Genomic DNA, 14,324 nt, shown 5'->3' on the forward strand with positions numbered 1-14,324 from the left:
ACTGGTCATCACCGACCGGACCCTAATCACCGACCGGACCCTAATCACCGCCCGGGACGGTGGAGCCTCCGGCGCGGACGCGCCGCCCGGAGGGCCGGGCAGGGACGCGCCCGCCTACTTCCCGGGGTACGGAATCGTCCCCGGTGCATGGGCACGGGACCTCATCCGCTCCGCCCTTGGTTCCGGCGACAACCCGCCATCTCCTGCAGGTGGGACGATCCCCGTACCCGGGTCTGCGCGGGAGCGAAGACCGTCCCCCGGGCCGATTCCGGACCACTCGGTCTCGGCGACCCTGCGCCGTCTCTACCTGGACCCTGTCTCCGGGGACCTGACAGCGATGGAAGCCAAAGCCCGGGCCTTCCCGGCCGGCCTGGCACGAATGATCCGCACCCGGGACCAAACCTGCCGCACACCCTGGTGTGATGCGCCGATCCGGCACATCGACCACATCCGTCCCCACGCAGAAGGCGGACCGACCAGCTACTCCAACGGACAGGGACTGTGCGAAGCCTGCAACCAGGCCAAGGAAGCACCCGGCTGGAGTGCCAGTGCCACCACCCGTACCCGCAGCCGTGGCGTATCGATGCGACACACCGTTCGGACAACCACACCGACCGGACACATCTACACGTCCACGGCACCGGCCCTTCCGGGGACGCAGGCTGCAACCGGCTAGGGGGAGTACCTGTTACGCTTTCTCGCATGATTGTTTCGGTACCCGGCTGCGTCAGCGCAGCGGAAGGGCTGGTGGGCCTCAGGCCCTGCTGTGCGCCACGCTCCTAGGACGCACGCCACCCATTGCAGGTACAGCCCCGATTCGCGCCCTCAGTCCCGCCCGGATTGCCTGGCCCCGTGTGAATCGGCTGGCAATGCCGCCTGCACCAGCGCTCTGAGAGCAACCGAAACGAAAGCCAGAACATGAAAGCCCTGACTCAATCTGCTGTCCGCAAGTCCTTTATCAATGCCAGCAGGTCCCAGACCGCAGCGGTGAATTTCCCGGCCGATTTCGACGCCGTGGACTGGGAGAACATCGACCAGTTTGGCTGGCGGGACCACAAGATGCCGCAGCGCTCGTACCTCGTCACCGAGCTCGACGGAAAACCGATATCCATCCTTCTCCGCGCACCGGAACTCGTGTCCGCGGGAAGGAAAGCCATGTGCGCACTCTGTGAGGACCTGGAAGACAACGACGACGTCTACCTGTTCGTCGCACCCAAGGCCGGGGCTTCGGGCAAGAACGGCAACTCGGTGGGAACCCTCATCCACAGCGCATTCAGCTGTTCCCGGAACGTTCGGGCGGAGGTTCTCCCCACGCCCATCCACCCGGACCCGGAGCTCGTTACAGCGGAACGGATCCGCAAGCTACAGGAACGCACGGCGCAGTTCATCCAAAAGGTGCGGTCGTAGGACTAGGTGACTAGTCCCTGTAAGCGGCGATCGCACCGCTCTGTGCTTTGGTCAGACGAATCAGGTCGAACGGCGAGAGCTCGATCTCGAAACCGCGCCTGCCGCCGGAAACGTAGATCATCTCCAGGCCTTCCGCGCTGGAGTCGATGACCGCGGGGGAGTGGTGCCGCTGACCGAGCGGAGAGATGCCGCCCGCGACATAGCCTGTCCGGCGTTCGGCCTCGGCGCGGTCGGCCAGGGAGACCTTGCGCACGCCCAGCAGGGAGGCGACCTTCTTCAGGTCAAGCATGGCCTCGACGGGAACCATCGCCACGGCGAGCCGGTTCCCCAGGGACACCATGAGCGTCTTGAAGACCGCCTCGGGAGGAACGCCGAGTTTCTCGGCAGCTTCCAGCCCGTAGGAGGGCGTGGATGCGTCATGGTGGTAGCCCATGGTGCGGTACGCGACGCCGGCAGCATCCAGTGCATGGGTGGCCGGCGTCGCTCCGTGCCCGCCTTTCCTGCTGCTGCCGGCCACGGCGGCCTACCTGGCTACGCCCGCGGCGGAGCCGTCCGCGGAACCTGGAGCTACCTGCTCGGCCACCTTCCGCTTGATCCTGCCCAGCATGGCGGACATGCCGCGCATTCGAAGCGGAGTGATAGCCCGGGTCAGGCCCAGCCGGTCCGGCACGTCTGCGGGCACGGCCAGGATCTCCGCAGCCGAGAGTCCGTTCAGGCCTTCGTGCAGCACGCCGGCAAATCCCCGCGTGGTCGGTGCTTCCGGTGGGGCTGAAAAGAACAGCTCCACCGGCAGCTCCGGCGAATCGCCCGCCTCTACGGTCAGGAACAGCGGAGACTGGCATTCAACAACCTGCTCCAGCATCTCCGGGTGGTCTGCCAGGCGGGGAGGCAGCGCCGGCAGTGACCGGGAGAACTCGAGCAGCAGCTCAAGCCGGTCCTGCTCGGTCATGGCCTGGAAATCATCGATGATCTCCTGCAGCTGCGCCGGTACGGCGGGCTGCGCGGAGGAGGGAATAGCGGTGCTCATAGAACCAAGTACTTTCGGTTGTGGATTGCTGGCAGGTCTCTAGCGCGACGCCGGAGCAGCCCCGGGCTCGGTGCCCCGGACGATCGGCACGCGCACCGCGTTGCCCCATTCGGTCCATGACCCGTCGTAGTTGCGAACCGATTCGAAGCCGAGCAGATGCTTCAGCACAAACCAAGTATGGCTGGAACGTTCCCCGATGCGGCAGTAGGCTACGACGTCGTCGCCCGCCGTGAGGCCAGCTTCTCCGCCATACAGGGCATCCAGTTCTGCCCGGCTGCGGAAGGTGCCGTCCTCGGCAGCTGCCCTGCCCCAGGGGACGGACACCGCAGTGGGAATGTGGCCGCCCTTCATGGCGCCTTCATCCATGTAGTCCGGCATGTGGGTGCGTTCGCCGGTGTACTCGGCGGGGGAGCGGACGTCGATCAGCGGTCCGTTGCCCAGATGTCCCAGCACATCGGTCAGGTAGGCGCGCACCGGGGAGTCATTGCGGTCGACGACGGGATAGTCGGTTGCGGTGACCTGCGGCTTCTCCGTGGTTACCCCGCGGCTTTCGGCGATCCACTTGTCCCGGCCGCCGTCGAGCAGACGCACATCCTCGTGGCCGAAGAGCGTGAAGACCCAGAGGGCGTACGCGGCCCACCAATTGCTCTTGTCGCCGTAGATCACCACGGTCGAGTCGCGGGTCACGCCCTTCTCGCCCATGAGCTTCGCGAAAGCGGCACCGTCAACGAAGTCCCGGGTCTCGGTGTCGTTCAGGTCGGTATGCCAGTCAATCTTGCGGGCGCCCCGGATGTGCCCGGTGTCGTAGAGCAGGATGTCTTCGTTGGACTCCAGGACCACCAGCTCCGGGGAGTCCAGGTGCGAGGCCAGCCAGTCGGTGGACACCAGCCTTTCGGGATGGGCGTAGTCGGCGAACTTCGGATTCGGATCTGCAGGCAGCGGCATGCGCGTTCCCCTTAGCTAAGACGGCGGGTTTACTACCAAGCCTAACGATGTACGCGTCCCAAAACTTCCTTGGGGACTGTCCACCCGCCGCAGTGGCGTATCGTTGCTACGGCGGCAAATGCCGGTACCCCTAGCAGAATCGGATGGATGGTTTGGGCGCAGCAGGACAAGTGGAGCAGCTGACTAAGCGGACTCCCCAGGTTTCCACGGATGAACTCCTGCAGGGATTCTTCCCCTCGCCCAGGTTCGGTGAAGTCTCTTTCGACAGCTATATTCCCGACCCGTCGCAGCCGTCGCAGGCTGAAGCAGTCGCAGCCATGCGTGCCTTCGCCCAGAGCGTGGACACACCCGCTCCCAGCGGCTTCCGCAGGCTCTTCGGCGCCAAGAAACCCGAGACTAAGGCCGGTTTCTACCTTGACGGCGGCTTCGGCGTCGGCAAAACCCACCTGCTCGCCTCCCTCTTCCACGCTGTGGAAGGTCCCAAGGCCTTCGGCACCTTCGTGGAGTACACCAACCTCGTCGGCGCGCTTTCCTTCCGCAAGACGGTTGAGGCTCTCTCGGCGTACAAGCTGGTCTGCATCGATGAATTCGAACTCGATGATCCCGGAGACACGGTGCTGATGTCACGGCTCATGCGGGAACTGTCCGACGCCGGCGTAAAGCTCGCGGCGACCTCCAACACCCTGCCCGGTTCCCTGGGTGAGGGCCGCTTCGCGGCCGTGGACTTCCAGCGCGAAATCCAGGTGCTGGCAGACCAGTTTGACGTGGTACGGATCGACGGCGAGGACTACCGCCACCGCGGGCTGCCCGAGTCGCCGCCGCCGCTGGACGACGCCGGAATGGCAGGCCGGATCGCGGACGAATTCGACGGCAGGACGGTGGCTGAGGACGACTTCGCCGATCTGGTGGCGCACCTGGCGAACGTACACCCCAGCCGTTACCGCCAGCTGATCGACGGGATAGACGCCGTCGCGTGGCACAACGTGCACACCATTTCCGAGCAGTCCGTAGCGCTGCGCTTCGTGGTGCTGGCCGACCGCCTCTATGACAAGGACGTTCCGATCCTCGCCAGCGGCGTGCCCTTCGATCAGCTGTTCACCAAGGAAATGATGGCCGGGGGATACATGAAGAAGTACTTCCGTGCCGTGTCCCGCCTGACGGCCCTGGCCCGTGAGGGCCAGACAGGCGAGGCCTCCTAGGACAAACCCGGCCGGTCGCCGAACGGCAACCGCCGCAGAAACGACGAAAGGCCCTGGCTCCGCAGGAAGCGGAACCAGGGCCTTTTTGCCGTGCTCGGGCCTATTAGGCGGCCGGCGGAGTCTGTCCGGGCGGGTTTCCAGTCCCGGGCCCCTGCTTGCGGTCGAGGTTGTCTACCGCTTCGGAGGCCTTGCCCTGGATGCCGTCGATCTTGTCCGAGTACTTGCCGCCAGTTTTCTGGTCGACGAAGTCCCCGGCCTTATCGATGCCGCCCTTGACCTTGTCAGCGTTGTCGCCAACAAACTCTGCAGCCTTATCCTTCAGCAGTCCTGCCTTGCCCTTGAGCGCGTCAAATGCAGACACGGATCACCTCCTTCCACAGGGGAAACCAGCCGTTTCCCGTTGCGTCCAATAGTAAGGCCCCTGAGGGTCAATGCCAAGGACTTGCCCTGCGGTGGAAGCCGGGGGGAGCGGCACCAGTGCGGATCCTTAAACGGAGAAGGAGCGGGCCGCAATGGCCTGCTCCTTCTCTCTATCCGAGCGGACGACGGGATTCGAACCCGCGACATCCACCTTGGCAAGGTGGTGCTCTAGCCAGCTGAGCTACGTCCGCAGACAAAAGGCCGGCGCTGAATCTCTCCAGCGCTGACCTTCCGTGCGCGATACTGGGATCGAACCAGTGACCTCTTCCGTGTCAGGGAAGCGCGCTACCGCTGCGCCAATCGCGCCTGTTACTGTCCTGGGACCGTAACCGGTGCCTCTACAGTACAGGAGAGCGGACGACGGGATTCGAACCCGCGACATCCACCTTGGCAAGGTGGTGCTCTAGCCAGCTGAGCTACGTCCGCAAATGAATGTCCAACAGTCCGTGAAACACAAGGTGTTGAACCTCGTGCGCGATACTGGGATCGAACCAGTGACCTCTTCCGTGTCAGGGAAGCGCGCTACCGCTGCGCCAATCGCGCCCATGAATGGGGTGCTGCATGTAACCGTGGAGGTGGGGACGGGATTCGAACCCGCGTATACGGCTTTGCAGGCCGCTGCCTCGCCTCTCGGCCACCCCACCGTGACCAGCTTTTTGAGGGCCGGAAATACAGTGACTTGCGAGCGGACGACGGGATTCGAACCCGCGACATCCACCTTGGCAAGGTGGTGCTCTAGCCAGCTGAGCTACGTCCGCATGTTGGCGTATTTCGCGGCGTTCAGCCGCTTTCCAACGAAGAAAAACTCTATAGGACGTTTCGGCGTTCGTCCAATCGGACGCGCTGCGGCGCGTTGCCTGTATCCGGTTTTGAAGAGGGGTGATTGTGGGCTAGCATCTTTACACGTTGCAGCAGTTCAAAGGCAACTCCCGCAAGGGCGATTGGCGCAGTGGTAGCGCGCTTCGTTCACACCGAAGAGGTCACTGGTTCGAACCCAGTATCGCCCACCAGCACAGCGGAACAGGCACCGGAAAAGCTCCGGTGCCTGTTTTGTTTAAACGTCAGAGGCGGGTGGCAGACTGTTTGTATGACTGCACCAGCATTGGCCCATGCAACAGAGTTTGGGCGCATGTACTCGCGCTCCCTTACCCAAGCACCGGCGGTTCCGTCCATCACTACCGTCATCGCCCAGGGCAGCACCTCACTGGACGGCTGGCACAGCTATATGGCCGCCAACGCTGCCGTCAAGCATCCCGGCCTGCCGCAGGCGATCGGCAATTCCTCCCAGCTGCGCACCATTGTCCAGGAGGCCTCACGTGCCTCCGAACGCTACCGCGACGCCGCAGCCGAGCGCGGGACCCGCGTGCATTACTACTGTGAGCAGGTCGCTCTGCGTGCCCTGGAGCAGCCGCATCAGCTTGCTGAAGCACGTTCGGCTCTGGCCGAGCACGGGGAGCACCAGTTCGCGGACCGCTTCGACGAATGGTGGCAGCTCTACCAGGTTGAACCGGTGGCAGCGGAAATCACCGTCTGGAACCATGAACTGGGCTACGCCGGAACCCTGGACCTGGTGGCAAAGATCGGCGGGCGCCTGTGCCTGATCGACTACAAGACCAAGAACACGGACCGCGACGGGCAGGTCAAGCCACTGGATGACAAGGTCGTCATGCAGCTGGTGGCCGGAATGAAAGCGGAGGAATCCCTCGTGGACGCCGCCGCAGGAACCTGGGAACCGTGGGCGTACGGGCAGAGCCCGGTCCTGCTGGGAGTTGCCGTGGGCCAGACAGAGGTGCGTCCCATGCGGGCGAACCCTGAGGTGCTGCCGCAGCACTGGTACAAGTTCTGTGCCCTGCGCCGGCTCTGGCAGACCAGTTACGACGCCGCTGCCGCCGGACGTGCGCTGCTCCCGATCGCTCCTCCGCCCGTCCAGGCTGCCGGTTCACACGCCGTACCTGCCGGGCAGCCCGCGTCCAACTAGACTGGTAGCCGGGCTTTGCGCCCGCGCACCACCACGCAGCACTTCGCGAGAGTAAGGAACATATTCCAGATGGCAATCCTGACGATTCGGATCATCGGCGACCCCGTCCTGAGGACCCGCGCGGAGGAAGTGACGGACTTTGGTCCGGAACTGGCCAAGCTGGTCGCGGACATGGAGGAAACCATGGACGACGTCGACGGCGCAGGCCTCGCGGCCCCGCAGGTGGGCGTGAGCCTGCGCGTGTTCACCTACCGGATCGACGGCGTGTCCGGCCACGTGGTCAACCCTGTCCTTGAACTGAGCGACGACTTCCAGGAAGACCAGGTGGAAGGCTGCCTGTCCATCCCGGGCCTCGGCTATCCCGTTCCGCGCCGCCGCTGGACCCGCGTCACAGGCCAGGACAAGGACGGCAATCCCGTCACGCTGGAAGGCGAGGGCATGCTTGCCCGGGCATTCCAGCACGAAACGGACCACCTGGACGGTGTGCTGTTCATCGACCGGCTAGAGGGCGAAGACCGTAAGGCGGCCCTGCGCGCCATCCGTATGGCCGACTACGACTCAATTGCCGAACGCACTGTCACCCAGCGAGCCCAGAGCGTCGGGTCCAGCTTCGGCACCTTCGGACAGGCAACGGGAGCGTAGCGGCCGGCATGCGCGTACTTTTCGCCGGAACCCCGGCCGTAGCCGTTCCCTCTCTGGATGCCCTGCTTGAGGCAGGATTCGAGGTCGCCGGCGTCCTGACCCGGCCGGATGCACCGCTGGGCCGCAAACGCGTCCTCACCCCGTCCCCGGTCGCCGCCCGGGCTGACGAACTTGGTCTTCCGGTGATCAAGGCTGACCGCATCGACGACGACGCCGTTGCCGCGATCTCCGCGCTGGCGCCTGACGCCGCTGCGATCGTTGCCTACGGTGCCCTCATTCCCGAGCGGGCACTGTCCATACCGGCACACGGCTGGATCAACCTGCACTTCTCGCTGCTGCCGGCCTGGCGCGGAGCCGCCCCGGTGCAGCACTCAGTCATCGCCGGAGACGAGATCACCGGCGCCAGCACCTTCCTGCTGGAAAAGGGACTGGACACCGGGCCGGTCTTCGGACAGCTCACCGAGAGCGTTGACCCGTCCCTGACCAGCGGGGAACTGCTCGAGCGCCTCTCGCACAGCGGCGCCGTCCTGCTGGCACAGACCCTGGCTGCCATCCAGGCCGGGCGCGCCGTGCCCGTTCCGCAGAGCGGTGAAATCAGCCTGGCCCCCAAACTGACGCTTGAAGACGGGCACCTGGACTGGCAGCAGCCCGCCCTGGCGCTGCGCCGCAGGATCAACGGAGTCACACCCGAACCCGGTGCCTGGACCACCTGGGACGGAGCCCGGTTCAAGATCGGTGCCGCCCTGCCGCGCCCGGACGTCACGGACCTGGCCCCCGGACAGGTGCGGCTGGGCTCCGGCAGTGCAGCGGAGGCCCTGGTGGGTACTGGAAGCAGCGCACTCGAGCTGCAGCGGGTCCAGCCCGCAGGAAAGAAGATGATGTCCGGGGCCGACTGGGCCCGCGGACTGGGCCAGCGTGAGGACGTGGTTTTTAAGTGAGCAGCAGCGACCGCAACGCAAAGGGGCACCAGCGCAGCCGTCCGTCCGTGCGAAGCCGCACCACCGCCGCACCGTCGCAGCGCACCCGCGCCGCTGACCCGGCGCGGCTGGTGGCCTTCGAGGTTCTCCGCGCGGTCTCCGGCGAGGACGCCTACGCGAACCTGGTGCTGCCCAAGAGCATCCGCAAACACCGGCTGGACAAGCGCGACGCCGGTTTCGCCACCGAACTCGCCTACGGCGCCCTGCGCGGGCAGGGCATCTATGACGCCATCCTGGCCCGTTGCGTGGACCGCCCGCTTGAGCGGCTGGATCCGGCCGTCCTGGACGCCCTGCGGATCGGCGCCCACCAGCTGCTTGCCATGCGGGTACCAGCCCACGCAGCCCTGGACCAGACTGTTGGCCTGGCCCGCGCCGTGATCGGCGCCGGTCCGTCTGCCCTGATCAACGCGGTGCTCCGCAAGGTCGCGGCACGGAACCTGGACGAGTGGACCGCACTGCTGACCGAAGATGAACCGGATGCCGTGAAGCGCTCGGCCATTGAGTACAGCCACCCCGAATGGATTGTCCGTGCCCTGCGCCAGTCGCTCGTTGCGCACGGACGCAGCGTCGAGGAGATTACCGACCTGCTCCAGGCCGACAACGATGCGCCGGTCGTGAACCTGGTCGCCCTGCCCGGGCTCGGCAACCTGGACGAGGCGCGCAAAGCCGGAGCCGTGGACGGCGAACTGGTGAAGGACTCCGCGCTTTACGCCGCCGGCGACGTCGGACGCCTCGAGTCCGTGCGCGCCGGTACCACCCGCGTGCAGGACGCCGGCTCACAGCTGGTGGCCCGCGCACTGGCCGAACTTGAGCTCGAGGGTGTTGAACCGGACGAGGACGGGGTGGAGAAGTGGCTGGACATGTGCGCCGGCCCCGGGGGCAAGGCCACCCTCCTGGCAGCCCTCGCGCATGAAAAGGGGGCAGTGATCCTGGCCAACGAGCCGGCCCCGCACCGTGCGCAGCTGGTCCGCCAGGCACTGGAAGCCGTTCCCGGGGAAACATGGAACGTGCGCACAGGCGACGGCCGCACCGTGGCAGAGGATTATCCGGAAACCTTCGACCGCATCCTCGTCGACGCTCCCTGCACCGGCCTCGGGGCGCTGCGCCGCCGCCCGGAATCGCGCTGGCGCCGGCAGCCCGGCGACGTCGGCGAGCTTTGCGCGCTGCAGCGCGAACTGTTGACCACCGCCGTGGACGCAGTGAAACCCGGAGGAGTGGTGGCGTACGTGACCTGCTCCCCGCACCCGGCGGAAACCAAGGCAGTGGTGGCGGACGTCCTGCGCAAGCGCAATGACCTGGAACTGCTGGACGCCGGTGCAGCACTGGACGCGGTCAGCCTGCCCGGATCATTGCAGGCCGGCCACGAGTCCACCTCTCAGCTGTGGCCGCACCTTCACCAGACCGATGCGATGTTCCTGGCCCTGATCCGCCGGAAGATCTGACCAAGGAGAGCACCGTGAGCAACTGCTGCATCAACCCGAGCATCCTGTCCGCCGACTTCGTGAACCTGGAAGCTGAGCTGGAGCGCATCAGCGGCGCCGACGCCGTCCACGTGGACGTGATGGACAACCACTTCGTGCCGAACCTGACCATCGGGCTGCCCGTGGTGCAGCGCATCCAGGCAGTCAGCAAGCTCCCGCTTGACGCGCACCTGATGATCGCCGACGCCGACCGCTGGGCTCCCGCCTACGCGGAGGCTGGCCTGGCCTCGGTTACTTTCCACGCCGAAGCAGCGGCCGCACCGATTCGGCTGGCCAGGGAGCTCCGCGACCGCGGTGCGAAAGCAGGCATGGCCCTGAAACCGGCTACACCGGTGGCACCGTACCTGGACATGCTGCCGGAACTGGACATGCTGCTGATCATGACGGTTGAACCGGGGTTCGGCGGCCAGAAGTTCCTGGACGTGACCCTGCCCAAGATCCGCCGCGCGGCTGAGGCGGTTCGAGGAGCCGGGCTGCCGATCGCCATTCAGGTGGACGGCGGAATTGCCCCGGACACAATCGAACGCGCCGCCGAAGCGGGGGCAAACGTTTTCGTTGCCGGATCAGCGGTGTACGGCACCGAGGACCCCAGCGAGGCGATTGCCAAACTGCGGGCCCAGGCCAGCGCGGTTACCCGTCCCGGCTAGGGAAGTTCCGGCGGCAGGACCCGCTGCACCATGACGCGCCCGGTTTTCTCCCAGCCGGGGTCCATCGCCTGCGGCCACTGAGCCGTCATCATGAACAGCAGACCGCCGTCGTACCCGCCGGTGGCACAGGAGAAGCACCCGTCGTCGAGCTGCACCGTCTGCAGCACTTCGCCCCCTTCCTGGACCCGGACGCACCGCTCACCGGGAACCTCGGCGAACCAGATGCCGCCCCTGCCGTCCCAGCTGATGCCGTCCGGGGCGCTGCCCTCCACGGCAGCCCACACGTGGGACGGAGCCAGAGTGCCGTCCGGCAGGATGTCGAAGGACGTCAGCCTGCCGGCGTTGGATTCCGCCACCACCAGGGACCGGCCGTCGGCTGAGACCAGCATCCCGTTGGGGAAGGCAAGGTTCGCGGCCACCGTCTCCGCGGAGCCGTCCGGCCGGATCAGGGCGATGAGCCCGTTCTCCTCCGGTTCAGCGGCGTAATCCTGCCCGATGCCGTTCACATAGATGTTGCCGGAGGGGTGCACTGCGATCTCATTCCAGGGGTACGGGGACAACCCGCGCAGGCTGGCCATCGGTACCAGGCCCGCGTGCGGTACCTCCACCAGCACCGTGCCGTCGGAACCGGAGACCACGGCCATGCGGCCGTCCGGGAGCCAGTCGAAGGTGATCGGAAAGGACGGTACTCCGGCCACCCGGCGGACGTTTCCGGCCGCATCGAGGGCGGAGATCGTGCCGGCCGTCCAGTCAGCGAAGTAGAACTCGCCGTCGTGCCAGCGGGCGGACTCTCCCATACCCAGTCCGGAGACCAGTGTTGTTGCCTGCGCCATTGCGGGGCACCTCCTGCACCTGTGGGCGGCCTGCCAAACGTCTTCAGTATGCGTCCATGCCGGTACCCGGGAACAGGGCACTGAAACATGCGGCGGTGCCGGACCGATAAGATAAGTGGCTTGCTTCCCCTCCGAGAGGACACCCCGAATGAGCCTGATCAGGCTGCAGGACGTCAACGTTGGCTTCGAGAAGAATCAATCCTCCGGGAAGTGTTCTTCCGGCTTGAGCCCAAGGACAGGGTGGGCCTGATTGGCAAAAACGGGTCCGGCAAGTCCACCCTGCTCAAGCTCATCCTGCAGCAGGTGGAGCCGGACTCGGGCACTGTAAGCGTGGATGACGGACTGAAGATCGGCTACTTCTCCCAATTCTCCGAGCTGGCCGGAGACGCCACGGTCACCGACGTCCTCAACGGTCTTTTCACGGAGATTCAGGCCCTGGAAGCGGAGCTCGCCACGATCGACGAGGCCCTCGGCGCCGATCCCGACGAGAAGATGATGGACAGGCTCATCCGCCGCCAGGCCGAGCTGTTCGAAGCCATGGACCACCTGGATGGCTGGGACTATCCCCGCCGAATCGATGCCGCACTCACCACCTTGGGCTTCAGTGAAGCCCACCGCACGTGCCCGATTGACGCCCTCTCCGGCGGCTGGCGGAACCGCGCCGCTCTAGCCAAGATCCTGCTCCAGGCTCCGGACGTGCTGCTGCTGGACGAACCCACCAACTACCTCGACGTGGACGGGGTCCAGTGGCTGGAGGGCTGGTTCCGGGACTTCCGCGGCGCCGCCGTCGTGGTTTCCCACGACCGGGCGTTCCTGGATGCTGTGGTGACCCGGATCGTGGAGGTGGAAAACTTCCACCTGCACGAATACCCGGGAAACTTCGCCGAATACGTCATCCAGAAGCAGTTCCGGCTCAAGACCCTTGCCTCCCAGTTCGTGCACGAATCGGAACTGCTGGCCTTCGAAGCCGAAGGCATCGCAGACCGGCGGGAGGCAGCGAAGGCCGGCGGACGGACCCTGGGAGCGAAGCTCGCCAGAATCAAGAAGTCCCGTGCGCCGCGCCCGGTGGACCAGATCATTACGGAGATCTACGCGGGCCTGCACGTCAAGGACAATCTGTGCCGGGTGCAGGACGTGTCCAAGTCCTACGGTGACCGGACCCTGTTCAGCGCTGTCTCCTTCGAGATCCAGCGCGGTGACCGGCTGGTAGTCCTGGGCGCCAACGGCAGCGGTAAGACCACTCTGCTGCGCGTGCTTACCGGTGAAGAAACCCCCGACGCCGGCAAGGTCACCTGGGCCAACGGGGCCGGGATGGTCTCCTATAACCAGGTCCTGGCGGAGCTGGACGACGCCGACACGGTCACCCATGCGGTCAACGCGATGCCGGACAGCCTGGCGCTGAAGGCGACGAAGAAGTCCGTGAACAGGTTCCTGGCCATGTTCCAGTTCTCTGAATCGGATCTCAAGCAGAAGATCGGTAATCTCTCCGGCGGACAGAGGGCACGGGTGGCGATGGCGCAGTGCCTGCTTTCGGGGGCCTCCGTGCTCCTGCTCGATGAGCCCACGAACCACCTGGACCTCTCCAGCACGCAGGTCATGGAACAGGCGCTGCTGCATTTCCCGGGAGCCGTGGTGGTGGTCAGCCATGACCGCTTCTTCACGGATAAGGTCGCCAACCGGCAGCTCGTCTTTGGTGCCGGCGGCGGAGCTCCGGGGGAGATCGACCTGCGGGTCGCCTGAGCCGGGGCGATGTGACGCCGGTGGTCCGGGCATGACGCCCGGGGCGTAAAAAGTTGAACCTGCCCAAACCACCTGTGCAAGAATGAATTAACAAACGTGCTCCGGGGTCGGTGTAATTCCGAACCGGCGGTTATAGTCCGCGACCCGCACGTCCGGCTGGGATCCCTCAGCAGGACGGACGGTTGAACCGGTGAAATTCCGGTACCGACAGTTAAAGTCTGGATGGGAGAAGCACGTACAGTTTGTTGCGCTGACGCGTCGTGGTGCCCTGTGGGGTACCCGGCGGAGTCGATGCACCGCACTGTCGTACCCCCGGAGCCGCCGCTACGGGATAAGGAACGACAGTGGATTTTTTGCGGTGGCTCTTTGACGCGCAGATTCCCGTGGGGAGCTCTTCCCTGCTGGTACGCGAACTTCTTGGCAACATCTTTGGGCTGCTCAGCGCCCTCGGCGGCATGCGACGGAAGGTCTGGGCCTGGCCGGTGGGCATTGCCGGAAACGCCCTCCTGCTGACTGTTTTCCTCGGCTCCATCTTCGGCGACGCGAGCACCGCCAACCTCCTCGGCCAGGCCGGCCGGCAGGTGATGTTCATCGCCGTCGCCATCTACGGCTGGCGCCGCTGGCAGGCCAGCAAGAGTTCCGGCGCGGATGCCGTCACCCCGCAGTGGGCCTCAGGCAAGGCCCGCGTGGGCCTTGTAGCCGGCCTGATCCTTGGCACCGTTGCGCTCACTCCGCTATTCGGCATGCTGGGCTCCTACGAACCGGTGTGGGCTGACGCCTGGACCTTCGTTGGCTCGCTACTGGCCACCTACGGTATGGCCAAGGGCTGGGTCGAGTTCTGGCTGATCTGGGTGGCCGTGGACATTGTGGGTGTGCCGTTGCTGTTCAGTGCCGGTTACTACGCGACGGCGTTCATGTACCTCTTCTACGGCATCTTCACCTTGATCGGGTTCTTTGTCTGGTGGCGCGCCAAAGCGAATGAGAAACCGCAGGTGCAGGTTTCAATGCCGGATCCGACGGTGCGCTGA

The 14,324-nt window shown here is 65.5% G+C and carries 15 protein-coding genes, 7 tRNA genes and 1 riboswitch; of the genes, 11 read left to right on the forward strand and 11 right to left on the reverse strand.

All coding sequences use genetic code 11. The annotated features are described in order from the left end of the window. The coding region (locus tag ITX31_RS12720) for an HNH endonuclease (RefSeq protein WP_194783800.1) at window positions 1-676 on the forward strand (676 nt) is incomplete at its 5' end. Window positions 677-918: 242 nt separating this feature from the next. Continuing rightward, window positions 919-1,407, forward strand: a complete 489-nt coding sequence (locus ITX31_RS12725) for an FBP domain-containing protein (protein ID WP_194783801.1) — start codon at window positions 919-921, stop codon at window positions 1,405-1,407. Window positions 1,408-1,417: 10 nt separating this feature from the next. On the opposite strand, the gene ybaK is transcribed toward ITX31_RS12725, so the two are convergent. From ybaK to ITX31_RS12740, 3 genes are read right to left on the reverse strand one after another with little or no spacing between them, the layout of a single operon-like run. Beyond that, window positions 1,418-1,924, reverse strand: coding sequence for a Cys-tRNA(Pro) deacylase (gene ybaK, locus ITX31_RS12730; RefSeq protein ID WP_194783802.1), 507 nt, complete (start codon window positions 1,922-1,924; stop codon window positions 1,418-1,420). Window positions 1,925-1,930: 6 nt separating this feature from the next. Then, entirely contained in the window at window positions 1,931-2,434 is a 504-nt protein-coding gene (locus tag ITX31_RS12735) for a SufE family protein (protein ID WP_194783803.1), read from the reverse strand. Between the two features lie 39 nt (window positions 2,435-2,473). Then, window positions 2,474-3,379: a sulfurtransferase gene (locus tag ITX31_RS12740; RefSeq protein WP_194783804.1), complete on the reverse strand. Its 906-nt coding sequence runs from the start codon at window positions 3,377-3,379 to the stop codon at window positions 2,474-2,476. Between the two features lie 143 nt (window positions 3,380-3,522). Here ITX31_RS12740 and zapE point away from each other — a divergent pair, with 143 nt between their 5' ends. After that, on the forward strand, window positions 3,523-4,578 hold the full coding sequence (gene zapE / locus ITX31_RS12745; RefSeq protein ID WP_194783805.1) for a cell division protein ZapE: 1,056 nt from the start codon (window positions 3,523-3,525) through the stop codon (window positions 4,576-4,578). A gap of 103 nt (window positions 4,579-4,681) precedes the next feature. On the opposite strand, the gene ITX31_RS12750 is transcribed toward zapE, so the two are convergent. From ITX31_RS12750 to ITX31_RS12780, 7 genes are all read right to left on the reverse strand, one after another. Then, window positions 4,682-4,939, reverse strand: a complete 258-nt coding sequence (locus ITX31_RS12750; RefSeq protein ID WP_194783806.1) for an antitoxin — start codon at window positions 4,937-4,939, stop codon at window positions 4,682-4,684. Window positions 4,940-5,115: 176 nt separating this feature from the next. Further along, window positions 5,116-5,189 (reverse strand) — tRNA-Gly (locus tag ITX31_RS12755). 43 nt (window positions 5,190-5,232) lie between these two features. Next, a tRNA-Val gene (locus tag ITX31_RS12760) sits at window positions 5,233-5,304 on the reverse strand. Window positions 5,305-5,350: 46 nt separating this feature from the next. Continuing rightward, window positions 5,351-5,424: transfer RNA gene (locus tag ITX31_RS12765), tRNA-Gly, on the reverse strand. 45 nt (window positions 5,425-5,469) lie between these two features. Further along, window positions 5,470-5,541 (reverse strand) — tRNA-Val (locus ITX31_RS12770). Between the two features lie 27 nt (window positions 5,542-5,568). Further along, window positions 5,569-5,642 (reverse strand) — tRNA-Cys (locus ITX31_RS12775). A gap of 40 nt (window positions 5,643-5,682) precedes the next feature. Continuing rightward, window positions 5,683-5,756, reverse strand: a tRNA-Gly gene (locus ITX31_RS12780). A 177-nt stretch (window positions 5,757-5,933) separates the two neighbouring features. Here ITX31_RS12780 and ITX31_RS12785 point away from each other — a divergent pair. From ITX31_RS12785 to rpe, 6 genes are all read left to right on the forward strand, one after another. Next, window positions 5,934-6,008: transfer RNA gene (locus ITX31_RS12785), tRNA-Val, on the forward strand. Between the two features lie 77 nt (window positions 6,009-6,085). Beyond that, window positions 6,086-6,976 carry a PD-(D/E)XK nuclease family protein gene (locus tag ITX31_RS12790; RefSeq protein ID WP_194783807.1) on the forward strand — a complete coding sequence of 297 codons (891 nt, stop codon included), beginning with the start codon at window positions 6,086-6,088 and terminating at the stop codon, window positions 6,974-6,976. Between the two features lie 69 nt (window positions 6,977-7,045). After that, window positions 7,046-7,618, forward strand: a complete 573-nt coding sequence (gene def / locus ITX31_RS12795) for a peptide deformylase (protein ID WP_194783808.1) — start codon at window positions 7,046-7,048, stop codon at window positions 7,616-7,618. Between the two features lie 8 nt (window positions 7,619-7,626). After that, the gene (fmt, locus tag ITX31_RS12800; RefSeq protein ID WP_194783809.1) at window positions 7,627-8,556 is read left to right on the forward strand and encodes a methionyl-tRNA formyltransferase; all 930 of its coding nucleotides are present in this window, start codon (window positions 7,627-7,629) and stop codon (window positions 8,554-8,556) included. Next, window positions 8,553-10,037, forward strand: coding sequence for an RsmB/NOP family class I SAM-dependent RNA methyltransferase (locus tag ITX31_RS12805; protein WP_194783810.1), 1,485 nt, complete (start codon window positions 8,553-8,555; stop codon window positions 10,035-10,037). Before fmt ends, ITX31_RS12805 begins: the two co-directional genes overlap by 4 nt. 14 nt (window positions 10,038-10,051) lie before the next feature. Beyond that, on the forward strand, window positions 10,052-10,723 hold the full coding sequence (gene rpe, locus ITX31_RS12810) for a ribulose-phosphate 3-epimerase (protein WP_194783811.1): 672 nt from the start codon (window positions 10,052-10,054) through the stop codon (window positions 10,721-10,723). Here the strand turns inward: rpe and ITX31_RS12815 are convergent. Continuing rightward, a complete protein-coding gene (locus ITX31_RS12815; protein ID WP_194783812.1) occupies window positions 10,720-11,556 on the reverse strand; it encodes an SMP-30/gluconolactonase/LRE family protein in 837 nt (278 codons plus the stop codon). The genes rpe and ITX31_RS12815 overlap by 4 nt on opposite strands. A 210-nt stretch (window positions 11,557-11,766) precedes the next feature. Here ITX31_RS12815 and ITX31_RS12820 point away from each other — a divergent pair, with 210 nt between their 5' ends. Beyond that, a complete protein-coding gene (locus ITX31_RS12820; protein ID WP_323745677.1) occupies window positions 11,767-13,296 on the forward strand; it encodes an ABC-F family ATP-binding cassette domain-containing protein in 1,530 nt (509 codons plus the stop codon). Between the two features lie 92 nt (window positions 13,297-13,388). Continuing rightward, a riboswitch (FMN riboswitch) is annotated at window positions 13,389-13,535 on the forward strand. Window positions 13,536-13,640: 105 nt separating this feature from the next. Continuing rightward, window positions 13,641-14,324, forward strand: coding sequence for a nicotinamide riboside transporter PnuC (gene pnuC, locus ITX31_RS12825; RefSeq protein WP_194783814.1), 684 nt, complete (start codon window positions 13,641-13,643; stop codon window positions 14,322-14,324).

Source organism: Arthrobacter gandavensis (assembly GCF_015355785.1).
GTDB classification, from domain to species: domain Bacteria; phylum Actinomycetota; class Actinomycetes; order Actinomycetales; family Micrococcaceae; genus Arthrobacter_B; species Arthrobacter_B gandavensis_A.

Excerpts from the sequence above, each read along its gene's own strand:
- zapE (WP_194783805.1), top strand. The coding sequence starts at position 3,523 with ATGGATGGTTTGGGCGCAGCAGGACAAGTGGAGCAGCTGACTAAGCGG.
- ITX31_RS12725 (WP_194783801.1), top strand. The coding sequence starts at position 919 with ATGAAAGCCCTGACTCAATCTGCTGTCCGCAAGTCCTTTATCAATGCC.
- ITX31_RS12735 (WP_194783803.1), bottom strand. The coding sequence starts at position 2,434 with ATGAGCACCGCTATTCCCTCCTCCGCGCAGCCCGCCGTACCGGCGCAG.
- fmt (WP_194783809.1), top strand. The coding sequence starts at position 7,627 with ATGCGCGTACTTTTCGCCGGAACCCCGGCCGTAGCCGTTCCCTCTCTG.
- ITX31_RS12790 (WP_194783807.1), top strand. The coding sequence starts at position 6,086 with ATGACTGCACCAGCATTGGCCCATGCAACAGAGTTTGGGCGCATGTAC.
- ITX31_RS12740 (WP_194783804.1), bottom strand. The coding sequence starts at position 3,379 with ATGCCGCTGCCTGCAGATCCGAATCCGAAGTTCGCCGACTACGCCCAT.
- ITX31_RS12815 (WP_194783812.1), bottom strand. The coding sequence starts at position 11,556 with ATGGCGCAGGCAACAACACTGGTCTCCGGACTGGGTATGGGAGAGTCC.
- def (WP_194783808.1), top strand. The coding sequence starts at position 7,046 with ATGGCAATCCTGACGATTCGGATCATCGGCGACCCCGTCCTGAGGACC.